At 75.0% G+C, this 19,473-nt stretch carries 17 protein-coding genes and 1 pseudogene; 9 read left to right on the forward strand and 9 right to left on the reverse strand.

The genetic code is table 11. From position 1 onward, the window contains the following. Positions 1-34 precede the first annotated feature (34 nt). A complete protein-coding gene (locus AB0O40_RS01050) occupies positions 35-541 on the forward strand; it encodes a GNAT family N-acetyltransferase (RefSeq protein WP_365034277.1) in 507 nt (168 codons plus the stop codon). Here AB0O40_RS01050 and AB0O40_RS01055 read toward each other — a convergent pair. Next, positions 523-1,794, reverse strand: coding sequence for a M14 family zinc carboxypeptidase (locus tag AB0O40_RS01055; RefSeq protein WP_365034279.1), 1,272 nt, complete (start codon positions 1,792-1,794; stop codon positions 523-525). The two genes, AB0O40_RS01050 and AB0O40_RS01055, sit on opposite strands and share 19 nt — an antisense overlap. A gap of 77 nt (positions 1,795-1,871) precedes the next feature. After that, entirely contained in the window at positions 1,872-4,220 is a 2,349-nt protein-coding gene (treY, locus tag AB0O40_RS01060) for a malto-oligosyltrehalose synthase (protein ID WP_365034281.1), read from the reverse strand. 82 nt (positions 4,221-4,302) lie between these two features. Here treY and AB0O40_RS01065 point away from each other — a divergent pair, with 82 nt between their 5' ends. Together AB0O40_RS01065 and AB0O40_RS01070 are read left to right on the forward strand one after the other, a co-directional pair. Continuing rightward, entirely contained in the window at positions 4,303-5,583 is a 1,281-nt protein-coding gene (locus AB0O40_RS01065; RefSeq protein ID WP_365034283.1) for an MFS transporter, read from the forward strand. A 253-nt stretch (positions 5,584-5,836) separates the two neighbouring features. After that, complete coding sequence (locus AB0O40_RS01070; protein WP_365034285.1) at positions 5,837-6,364, forward strand: RICIN domain-containing protein; 528 nt, start codon at positions 5,837-5,839, stop codon at positions 6,362-6,364. A gap of 72 nt (positions 6,365-6,436) precedes the next feature. Here the strand turns inward: AB0O40_RS01070 and glgX are convergent, their stop codons facing one another. Next, a complete protein-coding gene (glgX, locus tag AB0O40_RS01075; protein WP_365034286.1) occupies positions 6,437-8,554 on the reverse strand; it encodes a glycogen debranching protein GlgX in 2,118 nt (705 codons plus the stop codon). Positions 8,555-8,692: 138 nt separating this feature from the next. On the opposite strand from glgX, the gene AB0O40_RS01080 reads away from it, so the two are divergent. From AB0O40_RS01080 to AB0O40_RS01095, 4 genes are all read left to right on the forward strand, one after another. Beyond that, positions 8,693-9,517, forward strand: a complete 825-nt coding sequence (locus AB0O40_RS01080) for a Tat pathway signal sequence domain protein (RefSeq protein ID WP_365034288.1) — start codon at positions 8,693-8,695, stop codon at positions 9,515-9,517. Positions 9,518-9,579: 62 nt separating this feature from the next. Further along, on the forward strand, positions 9,580-10,893 hold the full coding sequence (locus tag AB0O40_RS01085) for a copper amine oxidase (RefSeq protein ID WP_365034290.1): 1,314 nt from the start codon (positions 9,580-9,582) through the stop codon (positions 10,891-10,893). A gap of 107 nt (positions 10,894-11,000) precedes the next feature. Beyond that, a complete protein-coding gene (locus AB0O40_RS01090) occupies positions 11,001-12,272 on the forward strand; it encodes an SAV2148 family HEPN domain-containing protein (RefSeq protein WP_365034292.1) in 1,272 nt (423 codons plus the stop codon). Positions 12,273-12,362: 90 nt separating this feature from the next. Continuing rightward, a complete protein-coding gene (locus AB0O40_RS01095) occupies positions 12,363-13,079 on the forward strand; it encodes a 3'-5' exonuclease (RefSeq protein ID WP_365034294.1) in 717 nt (238 codons plus the stop codon). 12 nt (positions 13,080-13,091) lie between these two features. Here the strand turns inward: AB0O40_RS01095 and AB0O40_RS01100 are convergent, their stop codons facing one another. Next, a complete protein-coding gene (locus AB0O40_RS01100; protein ID WP_365034296.1) occupies positions 13,092-13,943 on the reverse strand; it encodes an aminoglycoside phosphotransferase family protein in 852 nt (283 codons plus the stop codon). A gap of 77 nt (positions 13,944-14,020) precedes the next feature. On the opposite strand from AB0O40_RS01100, the gene AB0O40_RS01105 reads away from it, so the two are divergent. Next, the gene (locus tag AB0O40_RS01105) at positions 14,021-14,569 is read left to right on the forward strand and encodes a DUF1697 domain-containing protein (RefSeq protein WP_365034298.1); all 549 of its coding nucleotides are present in this window, start codon (positions 14,021-14,023) and stop codon (positions 14,567-14,569) included. 7 nt (positions 14,570-14,576) lie between these two features. On the opposite strand, the gene AB0O40_RS01110 is transcribed toward AB0O40_RS01105, so the two are convergent. Continuing rightward, complete coding sequence (locus tag AB0O40_RS01110; protein WP_365034300.1) at positions 14,577-15,425, reverse strand: aldo/keto reductase; 849 nt, start codon at positions 15,423-15,425, stop codon at positions 14,577-14,579. A 44-nt stretch (positions 15,426-15,469) separates the two neighbouring features. On the opposite strand from AB0O40_RS01110, the gene AB0O40_RS01115 reads away from it, so the two are divergent. Further along, a complete protein-coding gene (locus tag AB0O40_RS01115) occupies positions 15,470-16,474 on the forward strand; it encodes a 2-dehydropantoate 2-reductase N-terminal domain-containing protein (RefSeq protein ID WP_365034302.1) in 1,005 nt (334 codons plus the stop codon). A 257-nt stretch (positions 16,475-16,731) separates the two neighbouring features. On the opposite strand, the gene AB0O40_RS01120 is transcribed toward AB0O40_RS01115, so the two are convergent. The 4 genes and pseudogenes from AB0O40_RS01120 to AB0O40_RS01135 form a co-directional block, all read right to left on the reverse strand. After that, positions 16,732-17,481 carry a sirohydrochlorin chelatase gene (locus AB0O40_RS01120; protein WP_365034304.1) on the reverse strand — a complete coding sequence of 250 codons (750 nt, stop codon included), beginning with the start codon at positions 17,479-17,481 and terminating at the stop codon, positions 16,732-16,734. 7 nt (positions 17,482-17,488) lie between these two features. Next, complete coding sequence (locus AB0O40_RS01125; protein ID WP_365034306.1) at positions 17,489-18,385, reverse strand: ABC transporter permease; 897 nt, start codon at positions 18,383-18,385, stop codon at positions 17,489-17,491. Beyond that, positions 18,372-19,166: an ABC transporter ATP-binding protein gene (locus AB0O40_RS01130; protein ID WP_365034308.1), complete on the reverse strand. Its 795-nt coding sequence runs from the start codon at positions 19,164-19,166 to the stop codon at positions 18,372-18,374. The genes AB0O40_RS01125 and AB0O40_RS01130 overlap by 14 nt, the downstream gene beginning before the upstream one ends. Positions 19,167-19,202: 36 nt before the next feature. Continuing rightward, a pseudogene (locus AB0O40_RS01135) lies at positions 19,203-19,473 on the reverse strand (sulfate ABC transporter substrate-binding protein); the annotation flags it as partial.

Below are 19,473 nucleotides of genomic sequence, written 5' to 3' on the forward strand. Positions count from 1 at the left end.
GCCGGGAGCCCGGCGCGTGCCGCAGGATGGGGCCATGACCGAGCCCCGTACCGCCGCCCGGATCCGCCCCGCCGAGGCCGCGGACCTCGCCCGCATCGTCGAGCTGATCCACGAACACGCCGCGTACGAGCGGGCCGCGCCGCCCGCCCCGGGGCTGGCCGACCGGCTGGCCCCGCTGCTCTTCGGTCCCGACCGGGCGGCCGCGACCGGCCCCGAGCGGGGCCGGGACCTGCGGGTGCTGCTCGCCGAGACCGGCACCGGCGAGGACCGGCTGGTGGTCGGATACGCCGCGCTCGCCACGGAGTTCGCCTTCTGGGAGGGCCGCTCCTACCTGCACATGGACTGCCTGTACCTGGCCGAGCAGGCCCGCGGCCACGGCCTCGGCGCCGCCCTGATGGACGGCGTCCGCCGGTACGCCCGGGAGCTGGGCCTGGAGCAGGTCCAGTGGCAGACGCCCGACTGGAACGCCGACGCCATCCGTTTCTACGACCGGCTGGGCGCGGCCGGCAAGCCCAAGCTGCGCTACGGCTGGACGGTCTGAGCGGCCCCCAGCAGCCGCCGGTGCGCCGCCAGCACGGTCGCCGCCTGGTGCTCGACCTGGGTGGCCACCGGCACCCAGCGGGCCCGGAACCGGTGCGCGAAGGCCTCGCACCCGCCGGCCAGCAGGTCCTCCAGGGCCGGTGCGGCCGGATGCCCGGCGGCGGCCAGCACCCGCAGCAGCATCGCCGCCGCGCGCAGCACCAGCCGGCGGGCGAAGGCGTCGATGCCCGCGATGTACGCCGTACTGGCCCCGGCCGGCGAGGCCCGGGACCACTCCAGCGCCAGCCCGGGGATCAGCGCCAGCGTCCAGTCCGCGGCCCGCAGCAGCGGTCCCGGCTCGCCGGGCAGGTCCGCCCGGGCCCGGGCCAGGGCATCGGCGACCGGGGCCGCCTCGGCGGTGAGCCGGCGGGCCAGCCCGCGCAGGGCCGCGCGCGGGTCGGGGTGCGGGGCCGGGTCGTCGACCAGGTCCCCGGCCCACATGGGCACCTCCACGATCGCCGTGGTGCCGCCGTGCCGGTGGGCGCGGTACCAGGTGGAGAGGCGGGCGTCGTCGGCGTGCGGGGAGCCGGCCGCGGGCCCGGCCGGCTCCGGCATCACGAAGATCCCCGGGCCGGGGGAGGGCCAGCCCGCCGCGTCGCAGGCGCTGGTCTCCACCGGGATGCGCAGCTCGGCGGCCGACTTCCCGAAGGGCTCGGCCAGGCCCGGTATGTCGCGGGTCAGCTGCACCCAGCTGCCGCCCAGGTCGGTGCCGTGCAGTGAGACCTGGAGCAGCGGGCGCAGCTCGTCGATGAGCGCGGTCAGGGCCAGGGTCTCCGGCGGCAGCCGGTCCGCGGTCAGTAAAGACGGTGCCCACTCCGGCTGTTCGGGGCCCGGCGGCCGGAAGAAGTTCCGGTGGTAGTCGAGCAGGGTGCCCGGGTGCGGAGTGCGGTGCAGGGCCGCCCCGTCGGGGTCGGCGCAGAGCAGGAAGTGCCAGCCGCCGCGCTCCCGCAGGGCGGCCTCGGCGGCCACCCGGCGGGCCAGGGCGAGCGCGGTGGGCCCCCCGACGGGTTCGTTGGCGTGCGAGCCGGCCACGATCAGGACCTCGCCGCCGCCGGCCGTGGCGGGGCCCACGGACAGCAGCCACAGCGGGCGGCCGCCCCGGGAGGTCCCGACCTGCCGCAGCCGGGCCAGGCCGGGGTGCTCGGCCACGAGCGCGCGGGCGGCGACGGCGAGTTCGCCGGCGGTGGGGTAGCACAAGTCACGGGATAGGGTCACCCCGTTGCTCTGCCCCTCCCACGACTCCCGTACCGCTCCGCGCGCTTCTTTCGTCCCGGCCGGCTCCCGGGGCCCGCTCAGCCGTCGGCGAGCAGGGCCACCGGTCCGCCGTGCAGCAGCTCGGCCAGGGGCACCCAGCCGCCGCCCGGCACGGTCCCGGCCGGGCCCGTCCCGGGGCCCGGGTCCAGCGCGCCGCGCCAGCGCCCCGGCGGCAGCAGCACGGCGGTGTCCCGCCAGCCGCCCGCCCGGGCCAGGCCCAGCGGCAGCCGGGTCGCCACGCTGACCGCGCCGCCGCCCCGGCAGAACGCCACGCAGTGCTCCGCGGCCGCCCCGCGCACCTCCAGCGGCCGGTATCCGCCCTCCTCCCCGGGGCCGAACAGCCGGGGCCGGTCCCGCCGCAGCCGCAGGGCGGCGCGGGTCAGGCCCAGCTTCTCCCGCGGCAGGCCCGCCGCGGGCGGCTGCCCGTCCAGCCGGGCCGGGGCCCGGTTGTCCGGGTCGACCAGGGCCAGGTAGAGGGTTTCGGCGCCCTGGTAGACCTCCGGCACCCCGGGCACCGTCAGGTGCAGCAGGGTCGCGGAGAGGACGTTGGAGCGGGCGTGCGGGGCGAGTTCGGCGGCCAGCGCCAGCACGGCCTCGAACCGGGCGGTGGCCAGCCAGCCGGCCACCGCCGCCTCGTAGTCCGGGTCGGGGTCGGTCCAGCTCGTGTGCAGGGCCGCTTCCTTGGCGGCCTTCAGGGTGGCGTCGGCGACCCGCGCCGGCTCCCGGGCGGCCAGCCCGAAGACCGTCTGCGCCGCCACCCAGGCCAGTTGCCGGTCCGGTCCCGGGGCCACCGCGGCCACCGCCTCGGCCCAGCGGTCCGGGCACTCGGCGAGCACCGCGATCCGCGCCCGGACGTCGCCGCTGCGCTTGGTGTCGTGGGTGGTGAGCACGGTGCCGGTGGCCGGGTGGTCCCGGGCGGTCCGGGCGCAGTAGGCGTGGAACTCCGCCACCTGGACCGCGGGCCGGCCCGGGTCCCCGCCCACCTCCGTGGCCGAGAGCAGCGGCGCGAACCGGTAGAAGGCCCGGTCCTCCAGGGACTTGGCGCGCAGCGCCGCGGAGGTCTGGGCGAACCGGGCCTCGAAGGCCGGGTCCGCGCCGAGCGCCAGCTCCCGGACCCGGTCCGTGACGGCCGCGTCGCCCGGTACGTCCGCCGCCCGCGGCAGCACCGCTGGGTCGCCGCCCGGGTAGGGCCGGTAGACCGGGACCCGGGCGAGCAGGCCCCGGACCGCCGTGCGGACCACGTCCGGGCGCGCGGCGCAGGCCGGGGCGGCCATCCTGACCAGCGTCTCCACCTCGGAGACCAGGTCGTGCTCCAGCACCTCGGCGGTGGCCTGCCGGGCCGCGGGCTCCCACCGGCCGCCGGCCGCGTCCTCGAGTCCGGTGAAGGTCCGGTAGGCGTCGGCCAGTGCGGCCGCCCCGGCCGGGTCGGTCAGCACGCCGTCCAGCCGGTAGAGGGCGTCGTAGCCGGTGGTGCCGGCGGCCCGCCAGTCGGCGGGCAGCCGCTCCTCGCGGGCCAGGATCTTCTCGACCACCGTCCAGGTGCGCCGCCCGGTCGCGCCGGCCAGCCGCCGCAGGTAGCCGGCCGGGTCGGCCAGGCCGTCGGGGTGGTCGATCCGCAGCCCCTCGGCCAGCCCCTCCCGCACCAGCCGCAGGACCGTGTCGTGGCTGGCCGCGAACACCTCCGGATCCTCCACCCGCACCCCGATCAGGTCGGAGATGGTGAAGAACCGGCGGTAGTTGAGGTCGGTGCGGGCCAGCCGCCACCACACCGGCCGGTAGAACTGGGCGGCCAGCAGCTCCTCCTGCGGCAGCCCCTCGGTGCCGGGCCGCACCGGGAACTCGTACGGTCCGTAGTGCAGGACGCCGTCGGCCACCCGGACGCCCTCGGCGGTCCGCAGGCCGTCGTGGCCGGGGTCCTCGGCGAGCACCGGCATCAGCAACTGCCCGTCCCCGGCCTCCCAGTCGATGTCGAACCAGGCCGCGTAGGGCGAGGCGCGCCCCTCCTTCAACACCTCCCACAGCGGCCGGTTGAGCCGGGCCGGGGTCGGCACCGCCATGTGGTTGGGGACGAGGTCCAGGACCAGCCCCAGGCCGTGCCGCCGGGCGGTGGCGGCGAGCGCGCGCAGCCCGTCCTCGCCGCCCAGCTCGGCCCGCACCCGGGTGTGGTCCACCACGTCGTAGCCGTGCGAGGAGCCGGGCACCGCCTCCAGGGCCGGGGACAGGTGGAGGTGCGAGACCCCCAGCGAGGCGAGGTACGGTACGGCCGCCGCCGCGGCGGCGAAGGGGAAGCCGGGCTGTAACTGGAGCCGGTAGGTCGCCGTCGGCACCGGGGCTGCGGACGGCTGCGGAGATCGGTCGGCGTACTGCTCTGAGTACTGCTCGGTCATGAGAACGTACGTACCCACCCTGCTCGATTCCGTGCCATTGCCCAGTGCATCCGAGTGATTGCAGCGCGTTAGTGTCGATCAAGTGGTTGGAACAGTCGACACCTATCGCAGAGTCATCGCCCTGACCGGGCCCGTCCTCCCCTTCTTGTCCTTCTTCGCCCGGCTGCCGGTGGCGATGTCCCAGTTCGGCAGCGTGCTCCTGATCGCCCAGACCAGCGGCTCGCTGGCCACGGCGGGGGCCGTCGGCGGCACCCTCTCCGCGGGCCAGGTGGTGTGCGGCCCGCTGCTGGGCCGGCTCGCCGACCGGCACGGCCAGCGGCCGGTGGTGCTCGCCGCCGCCGGGGTCAACGCCCTGGCCACCGCCGCCCTGGTGACCGGCGCACTGATGGACCTCGCCACCGTCCCGCTCGCGGCGGTGGGGGCCCTCACCGGCGCCTCGGTACCGCTGATCGGCCCGCTGGCCCGGACCCGCTCGGTGGCCCTCGCACACCGCGCCGGCGCCGGGCCGTCCGTGATCGGCGCCGTGCACTCGCTCGAGGGCACCCTCGACGAGGTCTCCTTCGTCTTCGGGCCCGCCCTGGTCGGACTGGCCGCCCTGGTCGCCCACCCGGCCGTGGCCCTGGGCGGGGCCGCCGCCCTGGTCGCCGTCTTCGGCACCGCCTTCGCCCTGCACCCCACCGCCGCCGTCACGGCCGGGGCGCGCACCCCCGCCGGATCCGCCGCGCCGGCCCGCCGGCGCCCGCCGGGGGTGGTGTACGCGGTGCGCGGCTCGCTGCTCCTGCAGGGCGCGATGTTCGGCGCCTGCCAGGCGGGCATCGCCGCGCTCACCGACCGGCTCGGGGTACCGGGCCAGGCAGGCCTGGTCTACGCGGCCATGGGCGTGGTCAGCGCGGTGGTGGGGCTCGCCATGGGCGTGCTGCCGCAGCGCTTCGGGCTGCGGGCCCGCTGGCGGGCGGCCACCGCCGCGGCGCTGCTGCTCTCCGCCCCGCTGGTGGTGACCGGCTCCCTGCCGGGGCTCTACGTGGTGGTCACCGTCCTGGGCGCCGCGTACGCCCCGCACCTGATCACCGCCTTCGCCCTGACCGAGCGGTACGTCGCCCCGGTCCGGCTCGCCGAGTCCATGGCCTTCGCGGCCAGCTCGCTGGTGGCCGGACAAGCCCTGGCGCTCGCCCTCTCGGGCCGGCTGGCCGAGCGGTACGGGCCCTCCGGGGCGTTCCTGGTGGCGGTGGGCGCGGCCGGGCTCTGCCTGTGCCTGGCCCTGCTGACCCGGCTGCCGGCCGCCGGTGCACCGCGGGGCTCCGGGAGCCCGGCCGTCCTCCCGGAGCGGGCCCCGGCGTTGGTGCCCACCGGCGCCGAGCGGTAGGGCGCCGGGCGGGCAGGCGGGCGCCGACCGTCGCGCCGCCGGATCCGGGGCGTCCCGCCGTCCCGCGCCCGGGGCGTCCCGGTTCCCCGGCCGTCCCGTCCCGCGAGCCGGGGACGGCGGGACGCCCCCGGGACGGCGGGACGGACCGTCCGGACGGCTAGATTCCTGTTCGTCGCCGCCCAGAGCGACGCACCGCCGCGGGGCCGGGTCCGACGGACCGCCCCCGCACCGACACCTCTCCGGGAACCCTCACATGCGCATTCGCTCCGCCGCCGTGGCCGCCGCGGCCGCCGCCTCCGCCCTCGGCACGCTGCTGGTCGCGACGCCGGCCCAGGCGGTCGACACGTACAACGTGACGATCAACATCGCGGACGGCTACTGCCTGGACATCCCGAACAGCCACGCCGTCAGCAACCAGGTCGTCCAGCAGTGGCCCTGCAACGGCACCGACGCCCAGCGCTGGAACATCCTCGACTTCGGCGCCAGCCACTTCAAGATCCAGAGCGCTGCGTGGCCGAACTACTGCCTGAACAACTGGAGCAGCGGCAACACCACGGGCGACTACATCAAGCTCTACAACTGCTCCAGCGCCGACTCGGCCTTCAACACCATCGGCACCGACGGCGGCAGCAACTACATCCGCTTCCAGCCGATGCGGGCGACGAGCAACTGCGTCAACATGTGGGGCGGCCAGGTCCAGGGCGCGGTGGCCCGCCTCTACCCCTGCTCGGACGACGGCCCGAACGCGCGCTTCCGTCTGTGGAAGTCCGGCGAGATCTAAACCAGTGCCCCGCGGGTCCTCGCCCGTACACCGACGACCGGCCCGGGAAGCCTCCCGGGCCGGTCGTCGGCGTCAGACCGGGCGCTGGAGCACCGCCAGGCTGCGGCCGGTGAGGGTGAGCCGGTCGCCGGCGGACAGGCGCGGGGCGGTACCGGGGGACCTCACCTCGGCGTGCGCGGTGTCCACGATCAGGTGCCAGGTGGTGCCGAGGCCGTCGGGCACGGTGAACTCCACCGGGTCCGCGCTCGCGTTGAACATCAGCAGGAACGAGTCGTCGGTGATCCGCTCGCCGCGGCCGCCCGGCTCGCTGATCGCCTCGCCGTTGAGGAAGACCGCCATCGCCCGGGCGTTCTGCGACTGCCAGTCGCGGGCCTTCATCTCCCCGGCCTCCGGGGTGAACCAGGCGATGTCCGACAGCTCGTCGTGGATGCCCTCCACCGGCCGGCCGTGGAAGAAGCGGCGCCGCCGGAAGACCGGGTGGGCGTGGCGCAGCCGCACCATGGCGCGGGTGAACTCCAGCAGGGCGGGGGCGGGCTCCTTCGGGTCGGGCCAGGCCACCCAGGAGACCTCGTTGTCCTGGCAGTAGGTGTTGTTGTTGCCGCCCTGGGTGCGGGCGAACTCGTCGCCGTGGCTGAGCATCGGGACGCCCTGCGAGAGCATCAGGGTGGCGGTGAAGTTGCGCATCTGCCGGGCCCGCAGCTCCAGTACCGCGGGGTCGTCGGTGGCGCCCTCGACCCCGCAGTTCCACGAGCGGTTGTGGGTCTCGCCGTCCCGGTTGCCCTCCCGGTTGGCCTCGTTGTGCTTCTCGTTGTACGCGACCAGGTCGTGCAGGGTGAAGCCGTCGTGGCAGGTGTGGAAGTTGATCGAGGCCAGCGGCCGCCGGCCGTCGTCCTGGTAGAGGTCCGAGGAGCCGGTCAGCCGGCCCGCGAACTCCGCCAGGGTGCGTGGCTGGCCCCGCCACAGGTCCCGGACCGTGTCGCGGTACTTGCCGTTCCACTCGGTCCACAGCGGCGGGAAGTTGCCCACCTGGTAGCCGCCCTCGCCCAGGTCCCAGGGCTCCGCGATCAGCTTGACCTGGCTGACCACCGGGTCCTGCTGGACCAGGTCGAAGAACGACGACAGCCGGTCCACCTCGTGGAACTGCCGGGCCAGGGTGGCGGCCAGGTCGAAGCGGAAGCCGTCCACGTGCATCTCGGTGACCCAGTACCGCAGCGAGTCCATGATCAGCTGGAGCACGTGCGGGGACCGCATGAGCAGGGAGTTCCCGGTGCCCGTGGTGTCGGTGTAGTACCGCGGGTCGCCGCCCAGCCGGTAGTACGAGGCGTTGTCCAGGCCCCGGAAGGACAGCGTCGGGCCCAGGTGGTTGCCCTCGGCGGTGTGGTTGTAGACCACGTCGAGGATCACCTCGATGCCCGCCTCGTGCAGGGCCCGCACCGCCGACTTGAACTCCAGGACCTGCTGCCCGCGGTCGCCCCAGGAGGCGTAGGCGTTGTGCGGGGCGAAGAAGCCGATGGTGTTGTAGCCCCAGTAGTTGCCCAGCCCGTCGTCCACCAGCCGGTGGTCGTTGACGAACTGGTGCACCGGCATCAGCTCCAGCGCGGTGACGCCGAGCTTGGTCAGGTGCCCGATCACGGCCGGGTGGGCGAGCGCCGCGTAGGTGCCGCGCAGCTCGTCCGGCAGGTCCGGGTGGCGCATCGTGAGGCCCTTGACGTGCGCCTCGTACAGCACCGTGTGGTGGTAGTCGATGCGCGGCGGCCGGTCGTTGCCCCAGTCGAAGTAGGGGTTGACCACCACCGAGCTCATGGTGTGCGGGGCGGAGTCGAGGTCGTTGCGCGAGTCCGGCTTCCCGAAGTGGTAGCCGTAGACCTCCTCGCCCCAGTCGATCCGGCCGCTGATGGCCCGCGCGTACGGGTCCAGCAGCAGCTTGGCGGAGTTGCAGCGCCGTCCGCGCTCGGGCTCGTACGGGCCGTGGACCCGGAAGCCGTAGCGCTGGCCGGGCATGATCCCCGGCAGGTAGGCGTGCCGGACGAAGGCGTCCGTCTCGCGCAGTTCGACAGCGGTCTCCGAGCCGTCCTCATGGAGCAGGCACAGCTCGATGCGCCGCGCCACCTCCGAATAGACCGCGAAGTTGGTCCCGGCGCCGTCGTACGTCGCGCCGAGGGGGTACGCCTGTCCAGGCCAGACCTGCATAAATGCGACTCTTCCACTCCTGATCCGGCGGCCGGATTGCCCCCGCCAGATCTTCCCCGAAAGCAGGGCAACCCGGGGGGACTTGCGACCGTCCTACCGGGTGACCACGCATACCTGGTATGCATATAAGGGGGGAATGTGCCCATAACAGTACGACGCCACTTGGGGAAGCTGGTGGCGGGCGCGGCCATCGCCGTCACCGGTACGGCCGTCATGGTCGGCGTCACGCTGCCGGGCTCCGCGGGAGCCGCGGACGGCGTCGGCACGGACAAGGGCGGCAGCGCCGTCGGGGCCGCGGGGAAGGCCGGGACCGGCCTCCAGCCGGGCACCCGCCCGGGCACCGTCCAGGCGCCCGCGCGCGAGGGCGAGAAGGGCTTCGGCCGCGACCCGCTGACCGACGCCGAGCTGGCCCGGGTCCGCGCGCTGGCCCTCGGCCCGGCCGCCAAGAGCGCCAAGGCGCAGAACGCCACCGGCGGCTCCGGCCCCCAGTGGCTCACCACCGACCTCGCCGAGCAGCGCCCGGAGGACGTCCGCAAGGCCACCGCGCCGCGCCGCGCGCAGATCAGCGCGTACGACTACAAGACCGATGCGCTGACCACGTACACGGTCGACCTGGACACCGGCAAGGTCGAGTCCAGCGACGTCCAGCACGGCGTGCAGCCGCCCATCGTCCGCGACGAGGCCGTCCAGGCCGCCCGTCTGATGATCGGCTCGCCGGCCGGCGAGGGCCTGCGCAAGGACTACCAGGACGCCACCGGCAAGAAGCTCACCCGACCGGAGCAACTGGCCCTGAAGAACGCCCTCATCTACCGGGTGGGCGCGGAGAACCCGGGACCGGAGGCCGTGCGGCAGTGCGGCACGCACCGCTGCGTCCGGCTCTTCCTCAAGGTGAAGAACGGCCCCTGGATCGACGTCCGGTCGCTGGTCGTCGACCTGAGCGCGCGCACCGTCCACAAGCTCTGATCCCCTCGGGGTCGTCCGCCACCGCACTTCCTGCTCTTTTCCTGCCACAGGAGTCCCACACCATGCACGCGAACCGAATCCGGAGCGCCCGCAAGCGCGCCGTCGTGGCCCTGGCCGCCACCGCGCTGCTCGGCGGCGCCACCGCGGCCGCCGGTCCCGTCGCCGCCGCACCCCGCACCGCCAAGGCCGACACGCCCGCGCCCGACTGCAGCGCGGCCTACCGCATCGAACAGACCCTCACCGGCGGCACGACCTGGCGGATGTGCTGGCGCTACGAGAGCGAGGCCGGCCTGGTCCTGGACCGCGTCTCGTACCAGCCCAAGGGCGAGGCCAAGCCGATCATGGTGCTGACCTCCGCCAAGCTCGGCCAGATCCACGTCCCGTACGACGACGGCAAGGCCGAGTACGACGACCTCACCGGCGCCGGCTTCGGCGGCGGACTCCAGGGGATGGCCCCGGGCGAATGCCCCGGCGGCACCATCAAGACCGTCAAGGTCACCAACACCTGGGACCAGTCCCAGACGGACGTCAACGGCCTGTGCACCACCACCCGCGCCCGCGGCCACGCCTACCGCATGGCCGGCGAGAACCCTGGCCAGGTCTGGCAGGAGCAGGGCAAGGACCTGCTGGTCTACACCGTCAACAAGGTCGGCTGGTACGAGTACATCACCGAGTGGCGCTTCCAGGCCGACGGCCTGATCAGCGCCAACGTCGGCGCCACCGGCAGCCTCTCGCCCGCCGACTACGACGCCGGCGACGGCCGCGGCTGGCCCATCGGCCAGGGCGCCAAGGCCTACGCCACCAGCCACAGCCACAACATCTTCTGGCGGTTGAACTTCGCCCTGGACGGCACCCCCGGCGGCACGGTCGAGCAGTACGACTCCACCACCACGCCCGGCAAGGACGGCGCCACCCCCACCACCCGGACGGTGCGCACCCCGGTCACCAAGGAGCTGGCCGGTGACGCCAAGGACATGCGCTGGTGGCGGGTGGTCAGCGCGACCGGCAAGAACAAGGACGGGCACGCCCGTTCGTACGAGATCGTGCCGGGCGCCACCGCCAAGTACAGCGGCCGCCCGTACACCCGGCACGACGTCTACTTCACCGAGTACAAGGCCTGCGAGCAGTTCGCCACCAACAACCTCCGCAACTGCGGCCCCGACGCCGGCAAGAGCGTGGACACCTGGGTCAACGGCGAGACGCTGAAGAACCCCATCGCGTGGGTCAACATCGGTTTCCACCACGTCGCCCGCGACGAGGACCAGCAGCCGATGCCCGTGCACTGGCAGGGCTTCCAGCTCATGCCGCGTGACGTGACCGCTATGAATCCGCTCACTCCGGCCGCCCTGGCGGGTCAGAACGGCCACTCGCAGTAGGAGAGTTGGGAAACCGGAGGGTCCATCCGGCTGCACCGCCCTCCGCTTCGGGAGTACCCTTCCTTGATCGTTGGAGCGGGCTTCCAGAAGCAGAAGGCGGTGCGCGGGTGAGCTCGGGAGGGCTGGAGCTGCCCCCTGGTGACGCAGGTCACGAGGGCGGCCCCTCGGACGTCCCCGCAGGTGCCCCGCCGGGTCCCCCGGCCGGGGCGGTCTCGCTGGCCGAGCCGGCGGAGCCGGGGCCGGCGGCCGGGGCCGAACTGGACTGGAGCGCCGAGGCCTGGAGCGAGGTGCGCACCCGCGCGCAGCGCGCCGGCCGGGCGTACATCTGGCTGAACCTGATCGAGCAGCGGCTGCGGGCCGTGGTCGGCGCCGTGCTGCGGCCGATCTACGCCCCCGTCCACGGCGAGGACGACTGGGTCGTCGCCGCGGCCGGGCCGGCCGGCCAGGAGTGGGTGCACCGGGCCGTCGCGGTGCGCGAGGTCAGCCGCCGCAAGGGCTACCTGCTCGACCCGGCCGACGACAACGTCCTCAGCTTCCTGACGCTCCCGCAGCTGCGGGAGCTGATGGTCCAGCACTGGCCCTGCTTCGAGCCGTACTTCGACGACCGGCGGGACGTGGAGCTGGCCCTCGACGAGCTCGAGGTCACCCGCAACGTCGTCTCCCGCAACCGCGCCCTGAACCAGGCCGTGCTGGACCAGGCCGAGCGGGCCTCGGCGCGGCTGCTGGAGGTGCTGGGCGGCGGCGCCGGGGGCCCGGCCGCGGACCGGCTGCCCATCGACGCGGTCGAGGACCTGGTGGGCGACCGGTACGCCGACGTGGTCTCGGTCCACCCGGACCGGGTGCGGCTCCAGCGGCAGCTGCCGGCCGAGGACCTGTTCGGCGGGGCCCGCCGGCTCGACGCGATCGGCATAGGCCTGAACCTCCTGGTCCAGAACTACTCGGGGCGCCGGCTGGTGCGCCTGGCGGACGCCGGCTGCCGGGTCCGGCTGCTCTTCCTCAACCCGGCGAGCAGCGCGGTCAAGCGGCGGGAGCGGGAGCTGGGCCTGCGCAAGGGCGAGCTCAGCCGCTCCGTCGAGATGAACATCCTGCACGTGCGGCGGGTCCGGGCCCGGCTGGCCGACCCCGGGCAGTTCGCCATCCACGTCTTCGACGAGACCCCCCGCTTCACCGCCTACCTGGTCGACGGCGAGGCCGGCGGCACCGGCGGCGGCATAGCGGTCGTCCAGACCTACCTGAGACGGGCCCGGGGCATGGAGGCACCGGTCCTGGTCCTGCGGGGCGGCGGCCGGACCGCCGCCAAGGACGGCGAGCCCGGTCTCTTCGGCACCTACCGCGAGGAGTTCGAGTCGGTCTGGCAGGACTCCCGGCCGGTGTCCTGAACCCGTCGCCGCCCGCCCCGGCCGGGCCCCCGGCCCCGGAGTGTCAGAGCGCTCTGGCAGGCTGGAGCCACGATGAGGGAGGGGCACGACATGGCGTGGCACGGGGGAACACTGGCCGGATTCGACCTGGAGACGACGGGCACCGACCCGGGCCGGTCGCGGATCGTCACGGCCGCGGTGGTGGAGGTGTCCGGGGGCGTGGTGACCGACCGGCGCGGCTGGCTGGCCGATCCGGGAGTACCGATCCCCGAGGGCGCCTCGGCGATCCACGGCATCAGCACCGAGCGCGCGGTGGCCGAGGGCCGGCCGGCCGCGGAGGTGGCCGACGAGGTCGCCGAGGCCCTGGTGGGGCTCTGGCGGCGGGGCGCGGTGGTGGTCGCGTACAACGCCGCCTTCGACCTCACGCTGCTCGCCGCCGAACTGGAGCGGTACGGCCTGCCCTCGCTGGCCGACCGGCTGGGCGGGGCGGAGACCGGCCCGGTGGCCGACCCGCTGACCATCGACCGCGCGGTGGACCGCTACCGGCGGGGCAAGCGGACGCTGGAGGCGGTCTGCGAGGTCTACGGCGTCGTCCTCGACGGGGCCCACGACGCCTCGGCCGACGCGCTGGCGGCGGTGGAGGTGGCCCGGGCGATAGCCGCCCGGCACCCGCGGGTGGCCGCGCTGGCCCCGGAGCACCTGCACGAGCGCCAGATCGGCTGGTACGCCACCTGGGCCGCCGACTTCCAGGCCTACCTGCGCCGCCAGGGCACCCCGGACGCCGTCATCGACGGCACCTGGCCGCTGCGGCCGCTGGCCGCCGCCTGACGGGGGCGCCGGTCAGAAGGGGTGCCAGCGGACCTCGGGGGCGTGTTCGCGCAGGGAGGCGACGCGGCGGCGGAACTCCGCGGCGGCGCCCGGGTTGGACGGCGCGTGCTGGGCGACCCACGCGCAGCTGGCCGTCTCGCGGGCGCCCCGGAGCACGGCGCAGCCCTCCCACTCCCGCACGTCCCAGCCGTACGCCGCGCAGAAGGCGTCGTAGGCCGCCGGCTCCAGGCCGTACCGGTCCCGGGAGAGGGCCATCACCACCAGGTCGTGCTCGCGCAGGTCCAGCGCGAAGGTCTCCAGGTCCACCAGCACCGGACCGTCCGGCCCCACGTGGACGTTGCGCGGCAGCGCGTCGCCGTGGATCGGGCCCGGCGGCAGGTGCGGGACCAGCGCCGCCGCCTCGGCGGCGAAGGCGTCCCGGCGCGCCCGCAGGTACGCCGCGTCCCGGGGGTCGACCGCCTCGCCCGCCAGCCGCAGCCAGCGCTCCACCCCGCCCAGCAGCTCCCGCGGGGGCAGCGCGAACGGCGGCGCGGGCAGTGCGTGCACCGCCCGCAGCAGCTCCGCCAGGTCCCCGGCGCCGGCCGGCCGCACCGCGGCCGGCAGCCGGTGCCACAGGGTCAGCGGATGCCCCTCGACCAGCCGGGCCGCCGGCTCCGCCGCCCGTACCGCCGGCACCTCCGACGCGGCCAGCCAGCCGGCCACCGCCAGCTCGCGCTCGGCCCGGGCCAGCAGCTCCGCGTCCCGGCCGACCTTCACCACCAGGTCGCCGACGCCGAAGACGGCGTTCTCGCCCAGGGCGAGCAGCTGCGCCCCCGCCCCGAGCCCCGCCGCCGCCAGGACCTTCCTGGCCCGCGCCTCGTCCATCGCCGTACCCCATCGTTCAACCGTCGGATCGGGGCAAGTCTCGCACCGCCGCCAGGGACCGGGCTACATTGCCGATCATGGCGAAAACCTTTGTGGCGCTCCTGCGGGGCATCAACGTCGGCGGCAGGCGCAAGGTCCCGATGGCGCAGCTGCGCGCCCTGCTCGAAGGGCTCGGCTACGACGGGGTGCGCACGTACCTCCAGAGCGGCAACGCGGTCTTCACCGCGGCGGAGCCGGACGCGGACGCGGTACGGGTGGAGCTGGAGCGGGCCATCGAGGCGGAGTTCGGCTTCGCGGTGCCGTGCGTGGTGGTCGACGGCCGCTACCTGCGGGCCGTGGTGGCGGCCTGCCCCTTCCCGGCCGCGGAGCTCGAGGGCAAGCAGCTGCACGCCACCTTCCTGTCCCGGCAGCCCGAACCGGAGCGCCTGGCCGGCCTGGACCCGGCGGCCTTCGCCCCCGAGGACTTCCGGCTCGGCGACCGGGTCCTGTACCTGTACGCCCCCGACGGCCTGGGCCGCTCCAAGCTCGGCGAGGCCCTGCACCGCCCCGCGGTCCTGAAGGGCATCGACTGGACCAGCCGCAACTGGAACAGCGTGCTGGCGCTGGTGGAGTTGGCGGGGGAGTAGGGCCGGCTCAGACCAGGGCGTCCAGGAGTTGTCGTTCGGCGGGGGTGAGGTGGACGGTGGTGGCGGCCAGGTTCTCCGCCAGGTGGGCGGGGGAGCCGGTGCCGGGGGTGGGGCACAGGACCGGGGAGCGGGACAGGAGCCAGGCCAGGGCGACCTGGCCGGTGCTCGCGCCGTGCTCGGCGGCCACCGCCGCCAGGGCCGCCGGTACCCGGCCGCCGGTCAGGGCGCCGTCGCCCAGGGGGAACCAGGGGAGGAAGGCGATGCCGCGCTCCTCGCAGAGGTCCAGCACCGGCTGGGCGGTCCGGTCCAGGAGGTTGTAGCGGTTCTGGACGGAGGCGATCGGGGCGTACCCCAGGGCCTCGGTCAGCTGCTCGGCGGTGACGCTGTCCAGGCCGATGTGGGCGATCTTGCCCTCGGCCCGCAACTCCACCAGCGTGCCGAGCTGTTCGGCCATCGGGACCGCCGGGTCCAGGCGGTGCAGCTGGTACAGGCCGATCCGGTCGGTGCGCAGCCGGGACAGGCTCGCCTCGCACATCGCGCGCAGCCGCTCGGGGCGGCCGTCGATGTGCCACCGGTCCGGGCCGGTGCGGACCACCCCGCCCTTGGTCGCCACCAGCAGCTCCGCCGGGTACGGGTGCAGGGCCTCGGCCACCAGCTCCTCGGCCAGGCCGGGGCCGTAGTTGTCGGCGGTGTCGATCAAGGTGACGCCCCGGCCGACGGCCGTGCGGAGCAGGTCCAGGGCGTCGGCGCGCTCGCCCCGCGGGCCCCAGAACCCCGGGCCGACCAGACCGCCGGTACCGAAGCCGAGACGCTGGACGGGGCGGTCGCCGCCGATGGCGAAGGGGGAGTCGGACATGCCCCGACCCTAGTCCTGCGGGCCGGATGTGCCACGCTCGCCCCATGCGTTACATCATCATCGGAGCGGGCGCGATCGGCGCCACCATCGGGGGACGGCTCGCGGCGGCCGGCGGCGAGGTCGTCCTCGCCGCGCGCGGCGCGCACGCGGCGGCCCTCCGGGAGAACGGCCTGCGGCTCACCACGGCCGACGGCACCCGGGTCCACCGGCTGCCGGTGGTCGAAGGGCCGGACGAACTGGGCGCGTTGCGCCCGGACGACGTCCTGCTGCTGACCGTGAAGACCCAGCACGCCCAGGCCGCGCTGGAGGCTTGGGGCGCGGCCGAGGTCGCGGGCGGCGGTACGGCCGCGCAGCGGCTGCCGGTCCTCTGCGCGCAGAACGGCGTGGAGGGCGAGCGGCTGGCGCTGCGGCGCTTCGACCGGGTGTACGGCGTGTCGGTGTGGCTGCCGGCCTCCTTCCTGGAGCCGGGAGTGGTGGAGGCGCTGTGCGCCCCGCTGACCGGGATGCTGCACCTGGGGCGCTACCCGGCCGGGGCCGACGGCCTGGCGCGGCGGGTGGCCGCGGACCTGGTGGCGGCCGGCTTCGAGGCGCCGGTGGTCGAGGACGTGATGCGCTGGAAGCACACGAAGCTGCTGCACAACGTGGCCAACGCGATCCAGGTGACCACCGGGCCGGAGCCGCATCCGGCGAAGGCCGCGCTCGCGGGGCGGGCGGCGGCGGAGGCGCGGGCGGTGTTCGCCGCGGCCGGCATCGCGCTGGTGCCGGAGCCGGAGCAGGCGGCGGCCCGGGACGGGAAGATCGTGCCGCCGGCGGGGGTGCGGGGCGGGTCGTCCTGGCAGAGCGTGGCGCGGGGGACGGGGTCCGTGGAGGCCGACTATCTGAACGGGGAGATCTGTCTGCTGGGGCGGTTGCACGGGGTGCGGACGCCGGTGAACGACACGCTGCGGTTGGCGGCGAACATCTTCGCCCGCGAGGGGCTGCCGGCCGGCTCGATGTCCATCGCCGACCTGACGGCCCTCGCCGACGAGGCCACGGCCCGCGGCGCCTAGCCTCTGCTTTGGCCTGGCCCGGCCTGGCCTGGGCCGTCCCGGCCCGCAGGCCCGCCGGCCCGGCTGGGCGCGGGCCGCGGGGGGCGCGGATCGTGGCCCTGCGGGGCTGGTTCCCCTCCCCGCCCCTTCCCGAAACCGGGGCAAGCCCCGGACCCCGTACCGACGCTGCGCGCCGGTGCGGGGGATCCGGGGGCAGCTGCCCACCGGTTTCGCGAAGGGGTGGGGAGGGGACCGCTCCGCGCAGCGGGGCCGGGCGGTCAGGCCGACAGGGCCGGGAGGTCCGCTGCGAGGGCTTCGTCGTAGCGGTGGAGGAGGAGGGTGGCCACCTCGGGGGCCGGGCCGAGGACGGGGGCCAGGAGGTCCGCGTCGGCGGCGCCGGCGGCGATGCGGTCGGGGAGCCGGCCCGGCGCGAGGACGTACGGGGCGACGGCGATCCGGCGCACTCCCTCCGCACGGAGGGCGCGTACGGCGTCCTCCGTGCGGGGCAGCGCGGCGGAGGCGAACGCAGGCCGCACGGCACACCAACCGGTGCGCCGCCACTCCCGCGCGGTTTCAGCGATCGCTGCGATCGCCTCCGGGTCGGTGGAGCCGGCGGAGGCGAGCACCACTCCCGTGGTGGCCCGGTCCGCCGGGGTCAGGCCCAGGCCCGCCTCCGCCAGCCGCCGCTCCAGCGCGGCCACCAGCAGCGGCGAGGGGCCCAGTACCTCCGCCCGCCGGACCGAGAGGCCCGGCAGCCGGGAGGTGGCCTCGGCCAGCGCCGAGGGGATGTCCGCCTTCGCGTGGAAGGCACGGGTGAGCAGCAGCGGGAGGGCGACGACCTCCCGCACCCCGTCGGCGTGCAGCGCGGCGAGCACGGCCGGTACCGACGGCGCGTTGAAGTCCAGGAAGGCCGTCGCCACCCGCAGCCCGGGCCGCCGCGCCCGCACCCGCCGGGTGAGGGCGTGCACGGTCGCCGCGTGCCGCGGGTCGCGCGAGCCGTGGGCTATGACGAGGAGGACGGGACGCATCGCGGGCTCACTTCACCAGCAGGCCGCGGCTGCGCAGGACCCACCGCTCCAGCGGGCTGAAGATCAGCAGGTCGATGGCGATGCCGACGACCAGGATCAGGAAGATCGCCAGGAACACGCCCGGCATGTCGATGTTGTTGCGGCCGTTCTCCAGCAGCTGGCCGAGCCCCAGCCCCAGGTCGGGGGAGGAGGCGATGATCTCGGCGGCCATCAGGGAGCGCCACGAGAAGGCCCAGCCCTGCTTGAGGCCCGCCAGGTAGCCCGGCAGCGCGGCCGGCAGGACCACGTGCCAGGTGCCCTTGAGGCCGGTGGCGCCCAGCGTCCGGCCGGCCCGCAGGAACAGCGGCGGGATCTGGTCGACGCCGGCGACGAGGCCGTTGGCGATCGAGGGCACGGCGCCCAGCAGGATCACCGCGTACATCATCGAGTCGTTCAGGCCGAGCCAGATGACGGCGGGCGGTACCCAGGCCACCGACGGCAGCGACTGGAGACCGGAGAGGATCGGGCCGATCGCGGCCCGGACGAACTTCACCCGGGCGACCAGCAGGCCCAGCGGGGTGCCGATGGCCAGGGCGAGCAGGAAGCCCGACAGGCCCCGGCTGACACTCGTCCACACGACGTCGATCAGGGTGCCCTGGAGCCACATGTCCTGCAGCCCCGCCCAGACCGAGCCGGGGGAGGGCAGCTTGTCCTCGGTGGTGACCTTCGCGGACACCAGGACCTGCCACACCAGCAGCACCAGCCCGACGGCCACGGCCGGCGGCAGGACCTTCTTGACCAGCACCTCCCGGACGGGGGTGCGGCGGACCTCGACGGCGTCCAGGGCGTCCAGGCCGGCTTCCAGGCCCGCCAGGTCGTCCGCCCGGCCCGGGGCGGCCTTCTCGGTGGTCTCAGTGCTGGCCATGGCGGCGGATCTCCCCACGCAGGTGTTCAGTGATCTCGACGGACAGCTCCGCGACGTCCGCGTCCTCGATGCGGCGCGGCTGCGGGATGTCCACGGTCCATTCCTTCGCCACCCGGCCGGGCCGCGAGGACAGCAGGACCACGCGCTGCGCGAGCCGGACCGCCTCGCGGACGTTGTGGGTGACGAAGAGGACGGAGACGTCGGTCTCCGACCAGATGCGGGTCAGCTCGCCGTGCAGCACGTCCCGGGTGATGGCGTCCAGCGCCGCGAACGGCTCGTCCATCAGCAGCAGGTCGCTGTCCTGGGCCAGGGCCCGGGCCAGCGCCACGCGCTGCCGCATGCCGCCGGAGAGCTCGTGGACCCGCTTGCCGTACGAGCCGCCGAGCCGGACCAGCTCGAGCAGCCGCTCGGCCTCCCCGCGGCGCTCCGACTTGGGCACCCCGCGCAGGCGGAGGGCGAGTTCGATGTTCTTGCCCGCGGTCAGCCACGGGAAGAGGGCGTGCTCCTGGAACATCAGGGCGGGCCGCCCGCCGGGGGTCTCGATCGATCCGGCGGTCGGCTTGTCCAGGCCCGCGACCAGGTTGAGCAGCGTGGACTTGCCGCAGCCCGACGCGCCCAGGATGGTGACGAACTCGCCGGGTGCGACATCGAGGCTGATGTCGTCCAGCACGAGCTGCGTCCCGGCCGGGCCGGAGAAGGACTTGGAGACGTGCTCGATGCGGGCGGCGTGGGTCACCGCGGCCGCGGTACCTTCGGCAGCCTTGGCGTACGTGGTGGCCATGGTCGTCACCTCCTGGGATCCGTGGGGACTGCGGGCTTAGTTGGCGCCGAGACCGGCGTCGGTGACCTCGGGCTTGCCGGCGGCCTTGAGGACCTTGTTGAGGAGGGTGAGGTCGTAGATGCCGGTGAGGTCGGGCTGCTTGATGAGCTGGGCCTTGACGGCCCAGTCGGCCTCGGTCTTGAGGGTGGTGGCGAGGGGGTCGTCGGTGGTCTGGATGCTCGCCCAGGCGGGGTCGATGACCTTGGCGGGGAGTTCCTTGCCGGAGAGGGTCTTGAGGGCGGCGTTGGCGGAGGCCTTGGCCTTGTCG

Source organism: Streptomyces sp. NPDC089919, from assembly GCF_040684615.1.
Lineage (GTDB): Bacteria > Actinomycetota > Actinomycetes > Streptomycetales > Streptomycetaceae > Streptomyces.

Coding starts and splice junctions, on each gene's coding strand:
- AB0O40_RS01095 (WP_365034294.1), top strand. CDS start 12,363: ATGGCGTGGCACGGGGGAACACTGGCCGGATTCGACCTGGAGACGACG.
- AB0O40_RS01070 (WP_365034285.1), top strand. CDS start 5,837: ATGCGCATTCGCTCCGCCGCCGTGGCCGCCGCGGCCGCCGCCTCCGCC.
- AB0O40_RS01105 (WP_365034298.1), top strand. CDS start 14,021: ATGGCGAAAACCTTTGTGGCGCTCCTGCGGGGCATCAACGTCGGCGGC.
- glgX (WP_365034286.1), bottom strand. CDS start 8,554: ATGCAGGTCTGGCCTGGACAGGCGTACCCCCTCGGCGCGACGTACGAC.
- AB0O40_RS01110 (WP_365034300.1), bottom strand. CDS start 15,425: ATGTCCGACTCCCCCTTCGCCATCGGCGGCGACCGCCCCGTCCAGCGT.
- treY (WP_365034281.1), bottom strand. CDS start 4,220: ATGACCGAGCAGTACTCAGAGCAGTACGCCGACCGATCTCCGCAGCCG.
- AB0O40_RS01125 (WP_365034306.1), bottom strand. CDS start 18,385: ATGGCCAGCACTGAGACCACCGAGAAGGCCGCCCCGGGCCGGGCGGAC.
- AB0O40_RS01130 (WP_365034308.1), bottom strand. CDS start 19,166: ATGGCCACCACGTACGCCAAGGCTGCCGAAGGTACCGCGGCCGCGGTG.
- AB0O40_RS01050 (WP_365034277.1), top strand. CDS start 35: ATGACCGAGCCCCGTACCGCCGCCCGGATCCGCCCCGCCGAGGCCGCG.
- AB0O40_RS01120 (WP_365034304.1), bottom strand. CDS start 17,481: ATGCGTCCCGTCCTCCTCGTCATAGCCCACGGCTCGCGCGACCCGCGG.
- AB0O40_RS01100 (WP_365034296.1), bottom strand. CDS start 13,943: ATGGACGAGGCGCGGGCCAGGAAGGTCCTGGCGGCGGCGGGGCTCGGG.
- AB0O40_RS01085 (WP_365034290.1), top strand. CDS start 9,580: ATGCACGCGAACCGAATCCGGAGCGCCCGCAAGCGCGCCGTCGTGGCC.
- AB0O40_RS01115 (WP_365034302.1), top strand. CDS start 15,470: ATGCGTTACATCATCATCGGAGCGGGCGCGATCGGCGCCACCATCGGG.